Here is a 17,473-nt window from a genome sequence, read left to right on the forward strand (position 1 = left end):
ACTATTGATAAAGTAGACTGTTAAAAATGGCTTGGGCAATTTTAATCTTGGCGGGTATTTTCGAAATTATTTGGGCATATTCTATGAAAATGTCTGAAGGTTTTACTAAGCTAACGCCAAGCATCGTGACTATTGTTTTCATGATTTTAAGTGTTGTTTTATTGTCGATTTCAATGCGTTCACTTCCTTTAGGTACAGCATATACGGTGTGGACAGGGATTGGAGCGATTGGCTCTTTCGTGGTAGGTATTCTCATTTTGAATGAGCCGATGACCGCAATGCGAATGATTGCAGCAGTGTTGATCGTATCTGGTCTGATTTTAATGAAATTGTCTTCAAATTAAGAAAATTCAGCATCTTATCGGATTGAGTAAGCTGAATGGAACAAAGCCTATGGGGAATTTTTAATGCAATTGGTTTATATGTATATGGATTCTCCTGTGGGTGCATTAAAATTGGTTGCACATGATCAGGCTTTAGTTGCAGTCATGTGGGATAATGAAGATCATAAAAGAGTTCGTTTAGCAAAGCCCTTAGAAGATCATCAACATCCGATGTTACAGCGAGTTAAAAAACAATTAGAAGAATACTTCGTAGGGCAGCGCCAACAATTTGATTTACCTCTTGATTTTCAAGGCACTGATTTTCAGCAGCAGGTTTGGAAGGCTTTATTGACGATTCCTTACGGGGAAAAACGTAGTTATAAAGAGATTGCACTCCAGATTGGTAATGAAAAAGCTGTACGTGCAGTAGGTGCTGCGAATGGTAAGAACCCGATTTCGATTATTGCGCCGTGTCATCGAGTGATTGGATCAAGTGGGGCATTGGTTGGTTTCGCTGGTGGGTTGGATAAGAAGCAGATTTTACTCAGTTTAGAGCAAAGTCAAATTCCATAATCTGTATTGTTAATACTCGATTTTCATTGCTTTTTGGAATAAGCTACTTAACAGATATGAATCCACATATTTTATGACTTGAACCGTAACTCAGTTATTGGCGAGGCGGTGTCTTGCTTAGCGTAATCCAATATTAGGAATAACCTTCGGTTCGAGTTACTTTGGTTTCGCCCAAAGTAACCAAAGGCATTGTCATCTACAAAACCTGTTCACTTGCTGCATTTGTTTTATCTATCGCAGAAACGGGATATTACAAATACCACGCAGGTTGTAGATGAACTTTCCGAGTCGCATATATAGGGTATGTATTCATTTTCTTTTTCATAACAAATTGAATGGAAGTTTAAAAATGGCTGTTGGTGACGTAACAATGCCACTTATGCATGTGGTGCAGGGTGTAAAAATTGGCTCAACTGAGGCGTATGTACGTTATCCAAATCGACGAGATCTAGTCATTTTTGAATTTGCTGAAGGTTCAAATGTTGCAGGTGTATTTACTCAAAGTGCATTTGCTGCTGCGCCGGTTTTGCTTAGTAAAAAACACTTGGCAGAAAATACACCACGTTATTTGATTATTAACACTGGTAATGCAAATGCGGCAACAGGAACTGTAGGTTATAAAAATGCAGAAACGACGTGTGCCAAATTAGCGGAATTAGCAGGTGTCCAAGCGAATCAGATTCTACCTTTTTCAACAGGTGTAATCGGTGAGCAACTCCCGATTGAGCGTTTAGTTCAAGGTATTCAGCCTGCATTAAATGATTTAAATGCGGATCGTTGGGCTGAAGCTGCTTCTGGCATTATGACCACAGATACTACTCCGAAAGGTGCATCTGAACAGTTTGAGCTTGATGGTGTGACATACACCATGACTGGAATCAGTAAAGGTGCGGGTATGATTCGCCCGAACATGGCAACCATGTTGAGCTTTGTTGCAACAGATGCACCAATATCAAAAGTACTTGTTCAGCAACTGTTACAAACGACTGTTGAACATTCGTTTAACCGCATCACAATCGATGGCGACACTTCAACCAATGACTCTTGTATTTTTGTAGCAACAGGTCTAGCTGGTGGTGCGGAAATTGAATCACAAGATGACCCTCGTTACCAACAAGTGCTGGATGTACTTGCGCGTATTATGAATCGTTTAGCACAATTGATTGTGCGTGATGGTGAAGGTGCAACTAAATTCATTACGGTACAGGTGGAAGGCGGAGCCAATACCCAAGAGTGTTGTGATGTTGCTTATAGTGTTGCTGAGTCACCACTCATTAAAACAGCTTTATTCGCTTCTGATCCAAACTGGGGACGTATTGTAATGGCGATTGGTAAAGCAGGTGTTCCAAACTTAGATAGCAGTAAGGTTCAAGTGTGGTTAGGTGATGTCCAGATTTGCTTGGATGGTGGTGCGAATCCTGACTATACTGAAGAAGCAGGCGCTGCTGTGATGGCTGAGAAAGAAATTACGATTCGTATTGATCTAGGACGAGGCGAAGCGAAAGACACAGTTTATACCTGTGATTTTTCTTATGACTACGTCAAAATTAATGCCGATTATCGTTCGTAAATATGCGTTATAATAAAGCCTCCACAGTGGGGCTTTTTTTATATCACTCATGTGTGGACGAAGTGATTCATCCCAAATGATCACCCTAGATACCCACGTTATATGTTTGCTGTGATGCAAGCACGCAGGATAGAGAAGACGTTTTATGAATGATGCGAATTTAATTGCGAACGAAGCCAAAAATATTGTGCAGGCGCATTTAGATCGTTTGGGTGAGCCAAAGGACCATAGCCTCAGCCCAGAAGTGAAACAAGAAAAGTTCGCACAAATTGCAGCTGAGCTGAAAAAGCGTGATGCTGTCCTTGTTGCACATTACTACTGTGATCCTGATGTTCAAGAGCTTGCAGAATTAACAGGTGGTTGTGTTTCTGATTCTCTAGAAATGGCGCGCTTTGGTCGTGATCATGCTGCATCAACTCTCGTAGTTGCTGGGGTAAAGTTCATGGGAGAAACAGCAAAAATTTTATCTCCTGAAAAGACAGTATTAATGCCTACACTTGAGGCAACCTGTTCTTTGGACTTAGGTTGTCCAGTAGATGAGTTTACAGCATTCTGTGATCAACATCCCGATCATACTGTCGTGGTGTACGCCAATACTTCGGCAGCTGTGAAAGCACGTGCTGACTGGGTGGTAACTTCAAGCTGTGCAGTCGAGATTATTGAGCATCTTGATAGCTTGGGTGAAAAAATTATTTGGGCACCTGATCAGCATTTAGGACGTTACATCCAAAAGAAAACGGGTGCTGATATGTTGTTATGGGATGGCGCGTGTATCGTACATGAAGAATTCCGTGCACGTGGTATTGCACAAATGAAAGCGCTATATCCTGATGCAGCAGTTTTAGTTCATCCTGAATCGCCTGAATCTGTAGTAGATATTGCAGATGCAGTGGGAAGTACTTCGCAACTGATCAAAGCAGCGCAGACTTTACCGCATAAACAAATGATCGTAGCTACTGATCGCGGTATTTTCTATAAGATGCAGCAAGCAGCACCAGATAAAGAATTATTCGAAGCGCCAACGGCGGGTGAGGGTGCAACATGTCGTTCGTGTGCACATTGTCCTTGGATGGCAATGAATGAGTTGGATGGTATTTTGCACGTGTTACAACATGCTGATCAAGAAATACACGTCGATCCAGCATTGGCTGAACGCGCAAAATTACCACTCGATCGAATGTTGAACTTTAGTGCTTCTCTAAAGCGTTAAAATGCTTGTTAAATATACATTTGATAAGGAAAAATCATTTTTTTTAAAACTAGGTGTTGACGTGATGCGACGTCAAGCCTAGAATGCACACCGTACCGCACGATGTGCGATACAATAAAAGCTGAGATAAATCGGAGCATAGCACAGCCTGGTAGTGCACCTGGTTTGGGACCAGGGGGTCGTAGGTTCGAATCCTACTGCTCCGACCATTTAAAAGATGTTGAAAAACATTATTTTAAGATCGGCGAAGTATCGCTTGATAGTATTATCATCGTTATGCGCCTGTAGCTCAGTTGGATAGAGCATCCGCCTTCTAAGCGGATGGTCACAGGTTCGAATCCTGTCAGGCGCGCCATTTAGTTGGTAGCTTGGTACATAGAACCAAACGTTATGGTGGATGTAGCTCAGTTGGTAGAGCCCTGGATTGTGATTCCAGTTGTCGCGGGTTCGAATCCCGTCATTCACCCCACTCTTTTATAGAGTAATCGGAGCATAGCACAGCCTGGTAGTGCACCTGGTTTGGGACCAGGGGGTCGTAGGTTCGAATCCTACTGCTCCGACCATCATCTTAAAGATGAGATAAAATGCCGCTAATCAGCGGTTTTTTTTACGTCTGTATTTTTCTATCTTATTTAATTAAATAACGAAAACTTATTTACTCTTCTGAAATTATTTCTATCTCCAAGCTTTCATTATTTAATCAAAAGCATTTTAGTCACAATTGAACTATAGAATGTTTGATGCGGTATTTGTTTTTATAAGATAGTTTGGAGTAAGAGTTACTCAATCAAATTAGTTCATAAAAATTAGAAACCTAAAAATGAGAGTCAATGAATGCAAAATATTCATTATGTTTTGATTAGTATATTAGGTGGGCTAGTTGTTCCATTACAATTGGCAGTCATTAATGCCTTTCGTCATAGCAGTGGCGCAAGCCAAATACAGTCGACCTTTTTTCTTTATATAGGCGGTGCGATTGCTTCGTTTGTTATTGCATTGTGGATGGATGGAACGGTGAAACCACTATTTTATCAAAATACATCTTGGTGGATGTGGTTGTCAGGTTTCTTGGGTTCACTTTATATTCTATGTATGTTTGTGGCAGCTCCACATATAGGTGCAACCAATACACTATTATGGATATTTTTAGGGCAAATGATTTTTGCTACCTTAATTGATCATAGTGGTTTATTAGGGATGCAAATAAAGAAAATAGATGCTTTCAAATTATTTGGATTACTTTTTATTTTTATTGGTGGTTTGATTATGCTATTTGGAGAATATAGAAGTTCGACCAAATAAAATATTATGAATTAGTTCTTAACTCAGTTTTATAATAATATTTTGATAAATATATTGTATATTTGATGCTGTTGATTTTAATTTCTAAAAAATAAAATACTCATGGGGAAGTATGTTCTTTTATATTATTTTAGTTCTTCTTATGCTTGCTGTAGTTACATATCTCAAATCACCGAATTTCAAGGGGAAAGTTGGTGAGTTTATGGTTTCTGAGCATGTTGCTAAGTATTTAAGTGCTGAATATATATTGCTCAATAATTGTACTTTACCTGATCAGAAAGACGGGACGACTCAAATTGATCATATTTTAATAAGTCCTTATGGTGTTTTCATCGTTGAAACTAAAAACTATACGGGATGGATTTTTGGAAATGCTCACCAGAAGCAGTGGACACAAAAAATTTATAAGAAAAGTTATAAATTTCAGAATCCGTTACACCAAAACTATAAGCATATTAAAGTATTGGAAATGGTTTTAAGTGATGTTGTTGATCCGCAGTATTTGCATTCTATTGTTGTATTTACAGCTCGAAGCGAATTTAAAACAGATATGCCTGAAAATGTCTTTCGTAGTAAAGCTTGGATTGAATACGTAAAACGTTTTGATCAACAGGTGATTAGTCCGATGAAGTTAAAAAGAATTAAATATCGAATTGAAAAAGAAGTATTAGAGCCTTCTTGGAAGACAAATCGTTTGCATGTTGAGCATTTAAAGCAAAAGCAAATAGAAAAGAAATCCACTGTATAAGTGACTGTAGAAATTGATGATTTAACTCAATCGTATTGCCAGATTTGGCTATTGTACTTTGCCCCATATCCAGTTACTTTTTATGAGGAATAATCAAGTCTGTTAGACAAGTAAACGAATATTTAGATGTGCATTTGAGCATAATCTTTTCGCATTTTGAAAGAATGAAAATAACAGGGATAGCAATGACACAAACAGCATTTGACTTTGTAGTAATAGGTGGTGGTTCGGCGGGTAGTGTGCTTGCAGGTAGACTCTCGGAGAATCCAAATATATCAGTGTGTTTATTGGAAGCCGGTGGGGACGGCAATAGCTGGTTGGTGAATACACCAGCGGCTGCGGTGATTAGTATTCCCACAAAACTGAATAACTGGGCGCTAGAAACCATACCGCAAAAAGGTTTAAATGGACGTAAAGGATATCAACCACGTGGCAGATGCTTGGGGGGGAGTTCAGCGATCAATGCAATGGTGTATATTCGCGGGCATCGGGATGATTATGATCATTGGGCAGCTTTAGGAAATACCGGTTGGTCCTATGATGAAGTGTTACCATATTTTAAAAAATCAGAACATAACGAAAGAATTAAAAATGAGTATCATGGACAGCATGGTCCACTCAATGTAAGCGAACTACGTTCAGATAATCCATACCAAAAAACCTTTATTGAAGCAGCTAAACAAGTGGGCTATCCACTGAATGATGATTTTAATGGCGCAGAGCAAGAAGGTGTAGGTGTCTATCAAGTTACCCAGAAAAATGGTGAACGTTGGAGTGCTGCACGTGGATATTTATTGCCTTATATCGGTAAGCGTCCAAATTTACATGTGATCACACAAGCGATGGTATCGCGGATTGTGATCGAAAATGGTCGGGCTGTAGGTGTGGAGTTTAAACATAAAGGGCAAACTACTGTTGTTCGTGCAAATAAAGAAGTTTTACTCTCTGCAGGGGCATTCCAATCACCACAAGTGTTGATGCTTTCGGGGATTGGTCCTCGTCAAGAATTAGAAAAACACGGTATTCCTGTGGTTAAAGATTTAGCTGGGGTTGGTGAAAATCTGCATGACCATCCTGATTTTATTTTTGCTTATAAGACTAAACAAATAGATGGAACTTTCGGTGTTTCTGTTGGTGGTAGTTTAGATTTAATCAAACAAATTGGGCGTTATCGTAAGGAGCGCCGAGGCTTAATTACGACCAATTATGCAGAGTGTGGTGGTTTCTTAAAAAGCCGTCCTGAACTGGATAAGCCTAACTTACAATTGCATTTCGTCATTGCTGTAGTAGATAACCATGCTCGAACCATGCATACAGGACATGGTATTTCATGCCATGTATGTTTGCTCAATCCTCGTGCGCGTGGTTCGGTCAAACTCAGTGGTAAAAACGTGGATGATCCGCTATTAATTGATTTTAAATTCCTTGAGGATGAGCAAGACCTTCAAGATATGGTTGATGGATTTAAAGTCACGCAAAAGTTGATGCAAGCACCAGCTTTGAGTGAAAAAATTAAAGAAGATATGTTTACTGCAAACGTGCAATCTGATGATGAGATTCGTGAGATTTTACGCCAACGTGTTGACACGGTGTATCACCCAGTCGGTAGCTGCAAAATGGGTGTAGATGAGATGGCTGTGGTTGATCCTGAGCTGAAAGTATATGGTATTCAAGGCTTGCGTGTGATTGATGCGTCGATTATGCCAACAGTGGTAAATGGTAATACCAACGCACCTGCGATCATGATTGCTGAAAAAGCAGTGGATATGATCCGCGAAACTTGGAAGTGATATTTTGAGCTAAGGTTTTGCCTTAGCTCTCTTCTTTATTATCTGAGTTACGTGGTGTTTCCAACATACGCGGAAAGGTGAAATTAAAATCATCTAGTGCATAACGAAATAATTGAGCAGGGCGCTTGCCGACAATTTTCTGCTGTCCTGTTTCTTCAACTGCACCTGCTTCCTGCATACGCCGTCTAAATGATTTTTTTTCTAAGGTATGACCTAAAATAATTTCATAGATTGTTTGTAATTCGGTCAGAGTAAATAATTCAGGCATGAGACTAGCTGGGAGTGCGGTATAGCGGGTTTTATTGCACAAGCGATCAAATGCTAATTTTAGTAATTTCTGATGGTCAAAAGCTAATTCTAGTTGCAAGGCTTCTTCTATAGAAATCCATTTACTCATTTCAGTTGTTGAAGTCTTTTGAATTTCAAATTTACTAAAATCAATCAGTGCAAAATACAGTGATGTAATCGACCAACCGCGCGGATCACGATGCTGATTGCCGATGGTTTCAACTTGTTCTAGGTACGGAGAATGAATCCCTGTTTTTTCAAGTAGTTTACGATGTGCTGTTGCCATTAAATCTGGATCGGTTTTTAAATCGACAAAGCCACCCGGTAGCGCCCATTTGCCTTTTTCGGGAAAGTTGGAGCGTTGAATCATTAAGACTTGTAATTGACCTTTTGCTACAGAAAAAATTGCCATATCGACCGTAAACAGAGGCGTGTCATAGTCTGTTTTTTGATAGTGGGCAAGGTATTCCTGTTCGGAAGTATGGATAGTTTCCTTACTCATAGAAATATTAAGAAATCGGAATAAAGTAACATCATAGCGGAGTCTTATTGGGTTCTCATCATATTTTAGGATAAGCCACTACGTCTTTTCACTAAAGCTTTAATCACTTTAGTTTGTTCAGGCTCGACCTGAGAAGCGTTTAAAGCTTCGTAAATGTTTTGGCAAAAGTAGGCAAAATCTGAGGTACGGCAAAGATTGATAATCTTTGCCGTACCGTAAGGCGAAAGCTTTGCTTAAGCGCTTAACTATTCATTTCATTTATCTTGCACTACGCCAAAGCTTTAGTCGCTTTGGCTTGTTCAGGTTGCGGATGACTTTTCCGAGTTTCTAATCACTGGATGTGTTTTAATCATAGAGAGTTTTGCCTAGACCAATCTCTCCCGAATTTGGTCAAGAGAGCATTCTCTTAATAATTGACCATTTTCAAATACTGTTTGCAATACCCCCTTATTTTCCTGTTCAAAGCTTTGTTGATCAAATAACTCAAAGCCATTATTAGTTTGTTCAACCCTTAATAAACCTTTGGCTGATTTTTTAACACCCGAATCTGTCACAGGGTCTTTAAACAGCTCACGACCTACGCCGTTGACTTGACCCCAAGTGGCTTTTACGGCAAAGCCAAAGGTGTCACGCGTTAAATAGTTATAGGTATAGCTGCCAATTCCAAAGACCAGATTATTTGAAGCAAAGCCTTTGGCCTCCAAACCTTTTAAGATATTTTGTGCACGTTCTAGAGTAATCGAGTCACCATAGATTAAACCAACACGCTCGTTGAGTACTTTATAGCCTTGAGCTGTTTCTGTGCCGCCAAAAATTTCCCATAAACATTGCACTGCACCTTTATATGCAGGACTATCTAGCTCTGCATCAGGATCGCCACAGATAATTTTCACTGGATCACCTGAGTCAGGGCGAAACACCACTTTGGCGAGTCCGAGAGCATTCGGTTGACGTTTTAAAATATCTGATTTCAATTCCACACTAAACTCAGTAATCACACGCCAAAAATCCCAAGTATCTGAAACAATACTGACCACGCCACTCGGATAGAGTTCACAGATCAGACGTCTAAAGGTCTCGATTTCACTCTCTTCACTGCCCATACACATCACACTGTGTTCTGTTGCAGGCACCGAAACACCGACGACACCAGTGGCGTTATAATATTCTTCAGCATAGTCAATTGATGCAACTGAATCGGTACCGATAAAACTGGTCAAGTGCCCCACGCCTGATTGAGCTGCATCATAGATCCCACTCATCCCACGGCTACTAAAATCATGGCCTTGAACAGCAACAAAGTCTAAAGGTACACCTGTTTTTTCTGCATATTGAGTTAACAAGCGTTTGTATTCATAAGCAATTGTTGAAGTGGTGCAACTTTTCCATAATTCGGCACTGAGCACAGTTTCAATATAGTTGGTTAACCAAAAGAAATTCGGATCAGTATTGATAATGGTCAATACAGGCACTTTGATATTGACTCGACTACCTTCTTCTAGTGCTTTAATCTTTAATGGTAAATAGCCAAGATCGTGAAGGGCTTCGATGTGTTCGACCGGAACAGCACCTTCACCTAGAGAATTGTCCATGCGACGTTTATAGGCTGCGACTACTTTGGCTTTAGGTTGATTAAAGAAGCCCTCGTTCCAAGTTTCAATTAAAAAATGTTTGATAAAACCTTGTAAACCGAAGAACACAATCTTGTCATCAAAATCAGGCAGCATTTTGGCTAAACGTGATGAGCGAGGGGTAAAGTTAGCATAGACGTATTCAGTCCCCACTGGATACTGACGACGGTGATCGGCTTTGTAGAAATCAATTGCATTGAGTGGATTTATTTTAATACTCATTTTATAGGCCTCTTACTTAAGAGCTTAATTTTGAAAATTGATGATATTGAGTTTGTTTGCTTCTGCTTGTGGCAGGCTATTGCTGGTAAAGACCTGATCGACCAAGCCATCAAATACCGCCAGCCCCTTACTAAAAATGCCGTGTGTGACATACAAAATAATGTTTTGGCAGTTTAGGCTGCGTAGTTGTTTGGCAATACCAATAAATGTTGCACCACCGTCACAAATATCATCGGTGATCACGGCTGTTTTTCCTGTCAAATCAGGGCTATCCACCGCTATTGCTCTAATTTTTCCAGTGTTTGGATCACGTTGTTTTTCACAGTGAATGATGTCTATTCCTTGTTGACGTTGCGAATTGATGCCGTTGGCAATCGCATGGGTGCGTTGTATTGCACCTGCATCAGGACAGATCAACACGGTATTATCTGCGCTTAAGATCTGCATCAATGTTGAGCTTTGCTGGATAATCTCAATCGGTTCGATATTGATTACCTCTTGGAAGTTAGTATTTTTGCGTAACAGCTCTATGGTCTTTGGACTATGACAATCCCACACCACAATTTTCTGGCGTTGTCCTGCAAATTTTTCGCTATTGCTATTCAATAACTTGGTCATTAAATCTAATGAGAAGGCCTGACCTTGTGCACAGATACGATCTTGACGTGCGTAAGGAAAATAAGGGATTTCCACTGAAAAGCGAGTGCCTTGTTCTAACAACACATTTTCTAGTAATAGATAGTCCATTACATCTGTACTGTGATTCAGTGAGGCTGTGATCTGAGCGTGTGCTTGTAATTGGTTCAATAACTCTGGTTGTAGTTGAATATGACGTTCGCCACCTGAAAACTGCAAAAACTCGATGGGAACATTCGCTTGAGCTGTCATAAGTTGGATCGTCATTTTTAATTTCTCTTTTATAGTGGCTTAAAGCCAGTAAATATATATTGGCATAAAGACACTATTGAAAGCAAGTGTTAAATTCGATCTTTTTTAATAAAAATAGGGAGTAATTTAGAAAAAAAGATTCATCTATTTGAAGTTAAAAGAGAATGATTTTTAAACTGCATTATCGAGTGATTTATAAAGCTGACCTTATTTGATAGGGGTATTGATCTTTAAGTCATATGTTCTGACAATGCTGTATGTCAAAATTAAAAATGAAATAAGTGAGCTAAACTGTTTTAATGAAAAAATTAAAACAGTTAACACATGCAATAAAACAATAAGGAAAGCATCCTATGAAATCTCTAGTTTGTCATAACGCTGAATTGAAGCTTGAAGATAGTCTTCAATTAGTTCCTGCTAAAGGACAGGTGTTACTTGAAGTGGTACGTTGTGGAATCTGTGGTTCTGATTTACACATGCAACATCACTGTGATCATATGCATGATTTGGCAGCACGTGTGGGTTTTAATGGGGTAGCAAAATCCTCAGATAAGCTGGTTTTCGGTCATGAGTTCTGCGGTAAAGTCTTAGATTATGGTCCAAAAACGCGCCGTAAATTAAAAGCCGACACACTAGTTTGTGCGATGCCGCTATTAAATGTTGATCCAAAAGGTTATGTTCCAACTGGTCTATCACCGAGTGCTTCGGGTGGTTATGCTGAGCAAATCTTAGTCCAATCAAGTTTAATGTTTGAAGTGCCGAATGGCTTAGATGCAGACAGCGCAGCGTTAACTGAACCGATGGCTGTTGCTTTACATGCAGTTCGTCGTAGTCGGATTAAGAAAAATGAACCAGCGATTGTAATTGGCTGTGGTCCTGTTGGTTTAGGCGTAATTATTATGCTCAAAGCCGCGGGAGTTAAAACGGTAGTTGCTAGTGATTTTTCACCAAATCGTCGTAGACTCGCTGAACTATGCGGTGCAGATGTCTTGACTGATCCTAAACAACAATCTCCATTTAGTAGTTGGAAAGAGCTTGGTCTACTCGGCAATGTTTCTGAAGCAATCAATATGGGGATGGGTATTTTTGATAAAGTTCAGACTTTCTCTTTGCCATGGGTAAATGCTATGCGCGTGGGAGATAAGCTTGGTCTATTACCGAAACGTCCTGTGATTTTTGAATGCGTGGGTGTCGCTGGCATCATGCAGCAAATTTTGGAGGGTGCGCCATTGTTCTCACGTATTGTGGGTGTTGGCGTTTGTATGCAAAGCGATAAGATCGAACCTGCATTGGCAATCAATAAAGAATTGGAAATCCAATATGTATTGGGATACACCCCACTTGAGTTTCGTGACACCCTGCATATGATTGCTGAAGGTAAAATTGATGTATCACCACTGATTACAGGTGTGGTTGGTTTGGAAGGTGTAGGGAATGCCTTTGATGCCTTACGTGATCCAGAGCAACATGCAAAAATTCTGATCGATCCAAAACGAGCAGGATCAGATATTCAGTTGATCAATGCTTAAATCATATTGAATAAAAAGCTGCATTGATTGCAGCTTTTTTTATTGTGCGGATTAAAAGCTTTTTGTCAGTGAGACAGCCACAGTGGAATCAATTGGATTTGAGACTTTGGCATTTGGATTACCATTGCTATATTGCTTGTAGTAATCATCTTTATCCCATGCTTTGCTATAACTTAAACTTCCCAAAAGGTTGTAGGGGAGTTCTTTATTAACGGCAAAGCTGATGTCTTGAAAGTTTGCATCCGAGAAGTTTTTGATTCGCTGATGACCATAGTGCGCATCTGCTGACCAGCCTTGCCCTAAAGGTTGATGCCAACTGACATCAAGATAACCTGAACCACGAGAATGTTTATTAGTACCAATACCTAAAGTATCCGAGTTATTCCCGAAGTAATCTTGGGTGTAGGTAATGGAATATTTAACACTTAATGGTCCATAACTGATTTCTGGGATTATTTCACCGTAATCAAAGCGAGTATTTCCTGTTTCTGCTGTAGTTTTGGCGCCAGGATAATAGTAGTAAGCGACTTTAGTGCCTAGAGTTAAATCTCCAAAACTACGGCTGTAACCCGTATAAACATCCCACTCTACTGATGCATCACGAATAAAATGATCACTCACAGTCGATGCCCAAGTTCCAGCATAAAAACCATTATCATGGTTATAGTCTATTCCACCTTGAATTGCAGGTTTGCCCCAAGTTTGTTGAAAACCACGTGATACATATTGACTTGCGAGTGTTAGATTAGCGCTAAAAGGTGATGCTATTTCTGTGCTTGCTTCAGTGGCATATGTAGTGTGCGAGAAGAAGCCCAAAGGGAGTAGCAATAAAATTTTTTTCATTTGAATTTTCCTAATGGTTGGCAGCACCTTAGTGTCATAAGGTGCTGAACATAACTGGACTAGGTTATGCAAATGGACGTAAAGGAGTCTGACGAACAGGGCTTGATCCTGCTTTGAAATAAGGTGCTTGCGAAGGTGGTAATTTTTGTCCGCGAATTTGATCAGCAATTTTTTCTGCCATCATAATCGTGGTGGCATTTAAGTTGCCTGTGATAATGATTGGCATGATAGAGGCATCAATTACACGTAGCCCGCGTACGCCGTGAACACGACCTTGACCATCGACAACAGCCATTTCATCTTCACCCATTTTGCAACTGCATGATGGATGGTAGGCTGTCTCGGCATGTTCTCGAACAAAAGAGTCTAGTTCAGCATCGGTTTTTAACTGCATACTTGGGCTGATTTCTTCGCCACGATAAGGGTCAAGTGCAGGTTGATGCATGATTTCACGCGTGATACGAATCCCATCTCTGAATTCACGCCAATCTTGTTCGGTGGACATGTAATTAAATAAGATACTTGGATGTTCAAATGGATCTTTGGATTTGAGTTTGATCCGACCACGTGACGGTGAACGCATTGAACCAACATGAGCTTGAAAGCCATGCTCATTCACAGCATTACTACCATTGTAGTTAATTGCGACAGGTAAGAAGTGATACTGAATATTTGGCCATTCAAATTCATCAGATGAACGAATGAATCCACCAGCTTCAAATTGATTGCTTGCTCCAATCCCTTTGCCCAGGAATAACCACTCTGCACCAATCGCAGGTTGGTTGTACCATTTCAATGCTGGGTAAAGTGAAACTGGTTTTTTACATTTGTATTGTAAATACATTTCCAAATGATCTTGCAGGTTTTCACCCACGCCAGGTAAGTCTTGAATGACTTCAATATCCATCGATTTGAGGAAAGTGCTTTGTCCAACACCTGAGCGCTGTAAAATTTGCGGTGATGCAATTGCACCTGCACATAACAAGACTTCGCGTTTGGCATGTGCTTGTTTCATGTTGGCTTGATCTGCACCAATAATGTATTCGACACCAATTGCTTGTTTATGACTAAATAAGATTTTATTGGTCATGGCATGGGTGACAATCGTCAAATTTGGTCGACCTTTTGCCATATCTAAGTAACCACGAGCAGTACTCGAACGACGCCCTTGCGGTGTCACAGTTCGATCCATCGGACCGAAGCCTTCTTGCTGAAAACCGTTTAAATCATCTGTACGTGGATAACCTGCTTGTACACCTGCTTCGATCATGGCATGAAACAGTTCATTATTGCCTTGTTTTGGGGTCGTGACTGAAACAGGACCTTCACCGCCGTGATAATCGTTAGCACCAATGTCGCGTGTTTCTGATTTTCGGTAATATGGTAAACAATCCGCATAGCTCCAATCTTCAAGCCCTTTATGGGTTGACCATTGGTCTAAATCCATCGCATTACCACGGATATAGCACATACCATTGATCAGTGATGAGCCACCTAAACCTTTACCACGACCACACTCCATACGGCGATTGTTCATATGTGGTTCAGGGTCGGTCAAATATGCCCAATTGTAGCGACGGCCTTGTAGTGGAAATGCCAAAGCGGCTGGCATTTGCGTGCGGAAATCAAGCCGATAATCTGGACCGCCTGCTTCTAATAATAATACTGAGATATCTGCATCTTCAGTTAAACGTGCAGCAAGGACGTTACCTGCTGAGCCTGCACCAATAATAATATAATCGTATTCTTGCTTATTCATAATCTGCCTTTATTTGTTGCAAGATCAACTGAATACATGTGACTCAGTTGATCAAGATAAGATAAAGCGCAATGCTTTTAGAAAATGCTTTGGTAATCACCAAGCTCAACTTGAACGGATTTAATGCGTGTGTAGTGAGATAGGGTCGAGATCCCATTTTCACGACCTACACCAGATTGTTTATAACCACCGACTGGCATCTCAGCAGGGGATTCGCCCCAAGTATTGATCCAACAAATACCAGCTTCGATTTGGTGAATAATGCGATGTGCTTTGTTAATGTCTGGTGTCACCACACCTGCTGCTAGACCAAAAGTGGTGTTATTGGCACGACGAATGACTTCATCTTCAGTTTGATAGCTCAAGATGCTCATGACTGGACCAAAGATTTCGTCCTGCACGATTCGCATATCATCGGTACAATCTGTAAATACTGTTGGTAATACATATGCACCTTCGGCCAATTCACCATCTGCCCGATCACCACCGATCAGCAATTTAGCACCTTGTTGTTTGCCTGCATTGATGTAGGAAAGAACTTTTTCCATATGTGGGAAACTGGTCAATGGGCCAAAGTTGGTATCTGCATTCATTGGGTCGCCGATACGAATACGTTGCACACGTTCTAATACTGCACTTTCAAATTCTGTTTTTAATGATGCTGGAATAAAGACGCGCGTACCATTGGTACAGACTTGACCAGAACTAAAGAAGTTTGCCATCACCGCAATATCTGCGGCTTTATTCATATCTGCATCTTCACAGATGATCAGTGGTGATTTACCACCAAGTTCCATCGTCACTTCTTTTAAGCTTGAAGCAGCAGCACTTGCCATCACTTTTTTGCCAGTTTCAACACCGCCAGTAAACGAAATTTTTTCAATGACAGGATGTTCTGTGAGCCATTGACCGATATCACGACCAGCCCCTTGTACAACGTTGAATACGCCGTTTGGTAAGCCGGCTTCGGTATAAATTTCAGCAAGTTTAAATGCGCTAAGTGGTGTGATTTCACTTGGCTTGAAAATCATGGCATTGCCCGCAGCGAGTGCAGGAGCGGATTTCCATAAAGCAATTTGAATCGGATAGTTCCAAGCACCGATGCCTGCAACGACACCTAAAGGTTCACGGCGAGTATAGAAGAAACTACTTTCTCGTAATGGAACTTGTTCACCTTGGATGGCTGTCGCTAAACCTGCGTAATATTCGAGCACATCAGCACCTGTCACAATATCGACAGTCGATGTTTCGCTATAAGCTTTACCTGTATCTAAGGTTTCAAGTTTTGCTAGTTCATCATTGCGCTCACGTAAAATATCTACAGCTCGACGTAAAATACGAGAACGCTCAACAGCTGTCATTGCTGCCCAAACTTTTTGACCTTGTTGAGCACTTTGAACAGCTTTTTCGATATCTTGTTGAGAGGCTTGTTGGATATGGGCAATTACGTTGCCATTGGCTGGATTGATACTGTCAAAACTCACACCACTCGTGGCATTGACATATTGACCGTGGATATACAATGGATGAGTTTGCACATCATTCATTTTGTCTCTCCTGAAATAAGGGTTTAGCCAGTTGAAGTTGCATGTCTAAATAGTCATAGGCAACTCGTCTTGCATTCTGCCGATCGAAATGATCATTTCCCACGAGTCCACCTCGTAGCCATAACCCATCGATCAGTGCTGCTAAGCCACTCGCAGCAATACTTGCACTTTCACTTGGCATCAGTTTTAAAAAGTGATGTTTTAAGTTCGAATACAAGCGTCGATCATTAATGCGTTGTAAACGTGCAAGCTCTGGGCTATGCATACTGGCTGACCAAAAATCTAACCAAACGCGCATAGCGGTTTTATTGACCTGACTACTATCAAAGTTTGAATCAATGATTGCCTTAATTTGGTTTTCAGGTTGTTGATCTGCTGTATTGGCTTTGTATTGCAGAGAGGTGAGATGCAATCTTTTGAGCATCTCTCGCATACAGTTGATCATTAACCCTTGTTTATCACCAAAATAATGGCTGACGATACCTGTTGAGACTTCCGCTTTTTTTGCAATTTGTGAAATGGTGGTTTGTGATAAACCCACTTCATAGATCACTTCAAATGCGGCATTAACGATCTCTTCACGACGTTCGTGTTCAGGTTTAACTCTGCGTTTGGTCATGTGTAGTTGCCATAAATGCCTAAAATTATTAAGGCGTTAGATTAAAATCTGGATGCAGAAAATGATAACACAACATCATGATACTTTTAATTGATTGAACGTTCAATCAATTAAAAGTATAGTATTTGC

Annotated in this window: 15 protein-coding genes and 4 tRNA genes; 12 read left to right on the forward strand and 7 right to left on the reverse strand. The window is 40.4% G+C overall.

The window, feature by feature from the left end:
• Positions 1-26: 26 nt before the first annotated feature.
• The 11 genes from IRT38_RS06480 to IRT38_RS06530 all read left to right on the forward strand — a co-directional run bounded on the left by IRT38_RS06480 (position 27) and on the right by IRT38_RS06530 (position 7,516).
• Positions 27-344, forward strand: coding sequence for a DMT family transporter (locus tag IRT38_RS06480; RefSeq protein ID WP_004952367.1), 318 nt, complete (start codon positions 27-29; stop codon positions 342-344).
• 63 nt (positions 345-407) lie between these two features.
• Positions 408-896: a methylated-DNA--[protein]-cysteine S-methyltransferase gene (locus IRT38_RS06485; RefSeq protein WP_194597249.1), complete on the forward strand. Its 489-nt coding sequence runs from the start codon at positions 408-410 to the stop codon at positions 894-896.
• Between the two features lie 349 nt (positions 897-1,245).
• Positions 1,246-2,466, forward strand: coding sequence for a bifunctional glutamate N-acetyltransferase/amino-acid acetyltransferase ArgJ (argJ, locus tag IRT38_RS06490; RefSeq protein ID WP_004914356.1), 1,221 nt, complete (start codon positions 1,246-1,248; stop codon positions 2,464-2,466).
• Positions 2,467-2,611: 145 nt separating this feature from the next.
• Positions 2,612-3,676 (forward strand): quinolinate synthase NadA, encoded by a 1,065-nt coding sequence (gene nadA, locus IRT38_RS06495; protein ID WP_004914354.1) that lies wholly within the window; start codon positions 2,612-2,614, stop codon positions 3,674-3,676.
• A gap of 132 nt (positions 3,677-3,808) precedes the next feature.
• A tRNA-Pro gene (locus tag IRT38_RS06500) sits at positions 3,809-3,885 on the forward strand.
• Positions 3,886-3,954: 69 nt separating this feature from the next.
• A tRNA-Arg gene (locus IRT38_RS06505) sits at positions 3,955-4,031 on the forward strand.
• Between the two features lie 38 nt (positions 4,032-4,069).
• Positions 4,070-4,145 (forward strand) — tRNA-His (locus IRT38_RS06510).
• A 17-nt stretch (positions 4,146-4,162) separates the two neighbouring features.
• Positions 4,163-4,239, forward strand: a tRNA-Pro gene (locus tag IRT38_RS06515).
• A 271-nt stretch (positions 4,240-4,510) separates the two neighbouring features.
• Positions 4,511-4,978 (forward strand): DMT family transporter, encoded by a 468-nt coding sequence (locus IRT38_RS06520; protein WP_194597250.1) that lies wholly within the window; start codon positions 4,511-4,513, stop codon positions 4,976-4,978.
• Positions 4,979-5,090: 112 nt separating this feature from the next.
• Complete coding sequence (locus IRT38_RS06525) at positions 5,091-5,726, forward strand: nuclease-related domain-containing protein (RefSeq protein WP_194597251.1); 636 nt, start codon at positions 5,091-5,093, stop codon at positions 5,724-5,726.
• Between the two features lie 185 nt (positions 5,727-5,911).
• Entirely contained in the window at positions 5,912-7,516 is a 1,605-nt protein-coding gene (locus IRT38_RS06530; protein ID WP_194597252.1) for a GMC family oxidoreductase, read from the forward strand.
• Between the two features lie 22 nt (positions 7,517-7,538).
• Here IRT38_RS06530 and IRT38_RS06535 read toward each other — a convergent pair whose 3' ends face one another.
• The 3 genes from IRT38_RS06535 to prs all read right to left on the reverse strand — a co-directional run bounded on the left by IRT38_RS06535 (position 7,539) and on the right by prs (position 11,062).
• A complete protein-coding gene (locus tag IRT38_RS06535; protein ID WP_194597253.1) occupies positions 7,539-8,306 on the reverse strand; it encodes an NUDIX hydrolase in 768 nt (255 codons plus the stop codon).
• 365 nt (positions 8,307-8,671) lie between these two features.
• Complete coding sequence (locus IRT38_RS06540) at positions 8,672-10,159, reverse strand: nicotinate phosphoribosyltransferase (RefSeq protein ID WP_194597254.1); 1,488 nt, start codon at positions 10,157-10,159, stop codon at positions 8,672-8,674.
• Positions 10,160-10,183: 24 nt separating this feature from the next.
• Positions 10,184-11,062 (reverse strand): ribose-phosphate diphosphokinase, encoded by an 879-nt coding sequence (gene prs, locus IRT38_RS06545; protein ID WP_194597255.1) that lies wholly within the window; start codon positions 11,060-11,062, stop codon positions 10,184-10,186.
• A 338-nt stretch (positions 11,063-11,400) separates the two neighbouring features.
• On the opposite strand from prs, the gene IRT38_RS06550 reads away from it, so the two are divergent.
• Positions 11,401-12,576, forward strand: a complete 1,176-nt coding sequence (locus IRT38_RS06550) for a zinc-binding dehydrogenase (RefSeq protein ID WP_194597256.1) — start codon at positions 11,401-11,403, stop codon at positions 12,574-12,576.
• A gap of 51 nt (positions 12,577-12,627) precedes the next feature.
• Here the strand turns inward: IRT38_RS06550 and IRT38_RS06555 are convergent, their stop codons facing one another.
• The 4 genes from IRT38_RS06555 to betI form a co-directional block, all read right to left on the reverse strand.
• On the reverse strand, positions 12,628-13,419 hold the full coding sequence (locus tag IRT38_RS06555) for a TorF family putative porin (RefSeq protein WP_194597257.1): 792 nt from the start codon (positions 13,417-13,419) through the stop codon (positions 12,628-12,630).
• 64 nt (positions 13,420-13,483) lie between these two features.
• Positions 13,484-15,178 (reverse strand): choline dehydrogenase, encoded by a 1,695-nt coding sequence (gene betA / locus IRT38_RS06560; protein WP_194597258.1) that lies wholly within the window; start codon positions 15,176-15,178, stop codon positions 13,484-13,486.
• 77 nt (positions 15,179-15,255) lie between these two features.
• Positions 15,256-16,725 (reverse strand): betaine-aldehyde dehydrogenase, encoded by a 1,470-nt coding sequence (betB, locus tag IRT38_RS06565; protein WP_194597259.1) that lies wholly within the window; start codon positions 16,723-16,725, stop codon positions 15,256-15,258.
• The gene (betI, locus tag IRT38_RS06570; protein WP_004960369.1) at positions 16,718-17,344 is read right to left on the reverse strand and encodes a transcriptional regulator BetI; all 627 of its coding nucleotides are present in this window, start codon (positions 17,342-17,344) and stop codon (positions 16,718-16,720) included. Before betI ends, betB begins: the two co-directional genes overlap by 8 nt.
• Between the last annotated feature and the right edge of the window lie 129 nt (positions 17,345-17,473).

Origin of the sequence: Acinetobacter sp. SK-43, assembly GCF_015351505.1 — a bacterium.
Lineage (GTDB): Bacteria > Pseudomonadota > Gammaproteobacteria > Pseudomonadales > Moraxellaceae > Acinetobacter > Acinetobacter junii.

Coding starts and splice junctions, on each gene's coding strand:
- betI (WP_004960369.1), bottom strand. CDS start 17,344: ATGACCAAACGCAGAGTTAAACCTGAACACGAACGTCGTGAAGAGATC.
- nadA (WP_004914354.1), top strand. CDS start 2,612: ATGAATGATGCGAATTTAATTGCGAACGAAGCCAAAAATATTGTGCAG.
- IRT38_RS06530 (WP_194597252.1), top strand. CDS start 5,912: ATGACACAAACAGCATTTGACTTTGTAGTAATAGGTGGTGGTTCGGCG.
- betA (WP_194597258.1), bottom strand. CDS start 15,178: ATGAATAAGCAAGAATACGATTATATTATTATTGGTGCAGGCTCAGCA.
- IRT38_RS06555 (WP_194597257.1), bottom strand. CDS start 13,419: ATGAAAAAAATTTTATTGCTACTCCCTTTGGGCTTCTTCTCGCACACT.
- IRT38_RS06525 (WP_194597251.1), top strand. CDS start 5,091: ATGTTCTTTTATATTATTTTAGTTCTTCTTATGCTTGCTGTAGTTACA.
- betB (WP_194597259.1), bottom strand. CDS start 16,725: ATGAATGATGTGCAAACTCATCCATTGTATATCCACGGTCAATATGTC.
- IRT38_RS06535 (WP_194597253.1), bottom strand. CDS start 8,306: ATGAGTAAGGAAACTATCCATACTTCCGAACAGGAATACCTTGCCCAC.
- IRT38_RS06485 (WP_194597249.1), top strand. CDS start 408: ATGCAATTGGTTTATATGTATATGGATTCTCCTGTGGGTGCATTAAAA.
- IRT38_RS06540 (WP_194597254.1), bottom strand. CDS start 10,159: ATGAGTATTAAAATAAATCCACTCAATGCAATTGATTTCTACAAAGCC.
- IRT38_RS06480 (WP_004952367.1), top strand. CDS start 27: ATGGCTTGGGCAATTTTAATCTTGGCGGGTATTTTCGAAATTATTTGG.
- argJ (WP_004914356.1), top strand. CDS start 1,246: ATGGCTGTTGGTGACGTAACAATGCCACTTATGCATGTGGTGCAGGGT.
- prs (WP_194597255.1), bottom strand. CDS start 11,062: ATGACGATCCAACTTATGACAGCTCAAGCGAATGTTCCCATCGAGTTT.
- IRT38_RS06550 (WP_194597256.1), top strand. CDS start 11,401: ATGAAATCTCTAGTTTGTCATAACGCTGAATTGAAGCTTGAAGATAGT.
- IRT38_RS06520 (WP_194597250.1), top strand. CDS start 4,511: ATGCAAAATATTCATTATGTTTTGATTAGTATATTAGGTGGGCTAGTT.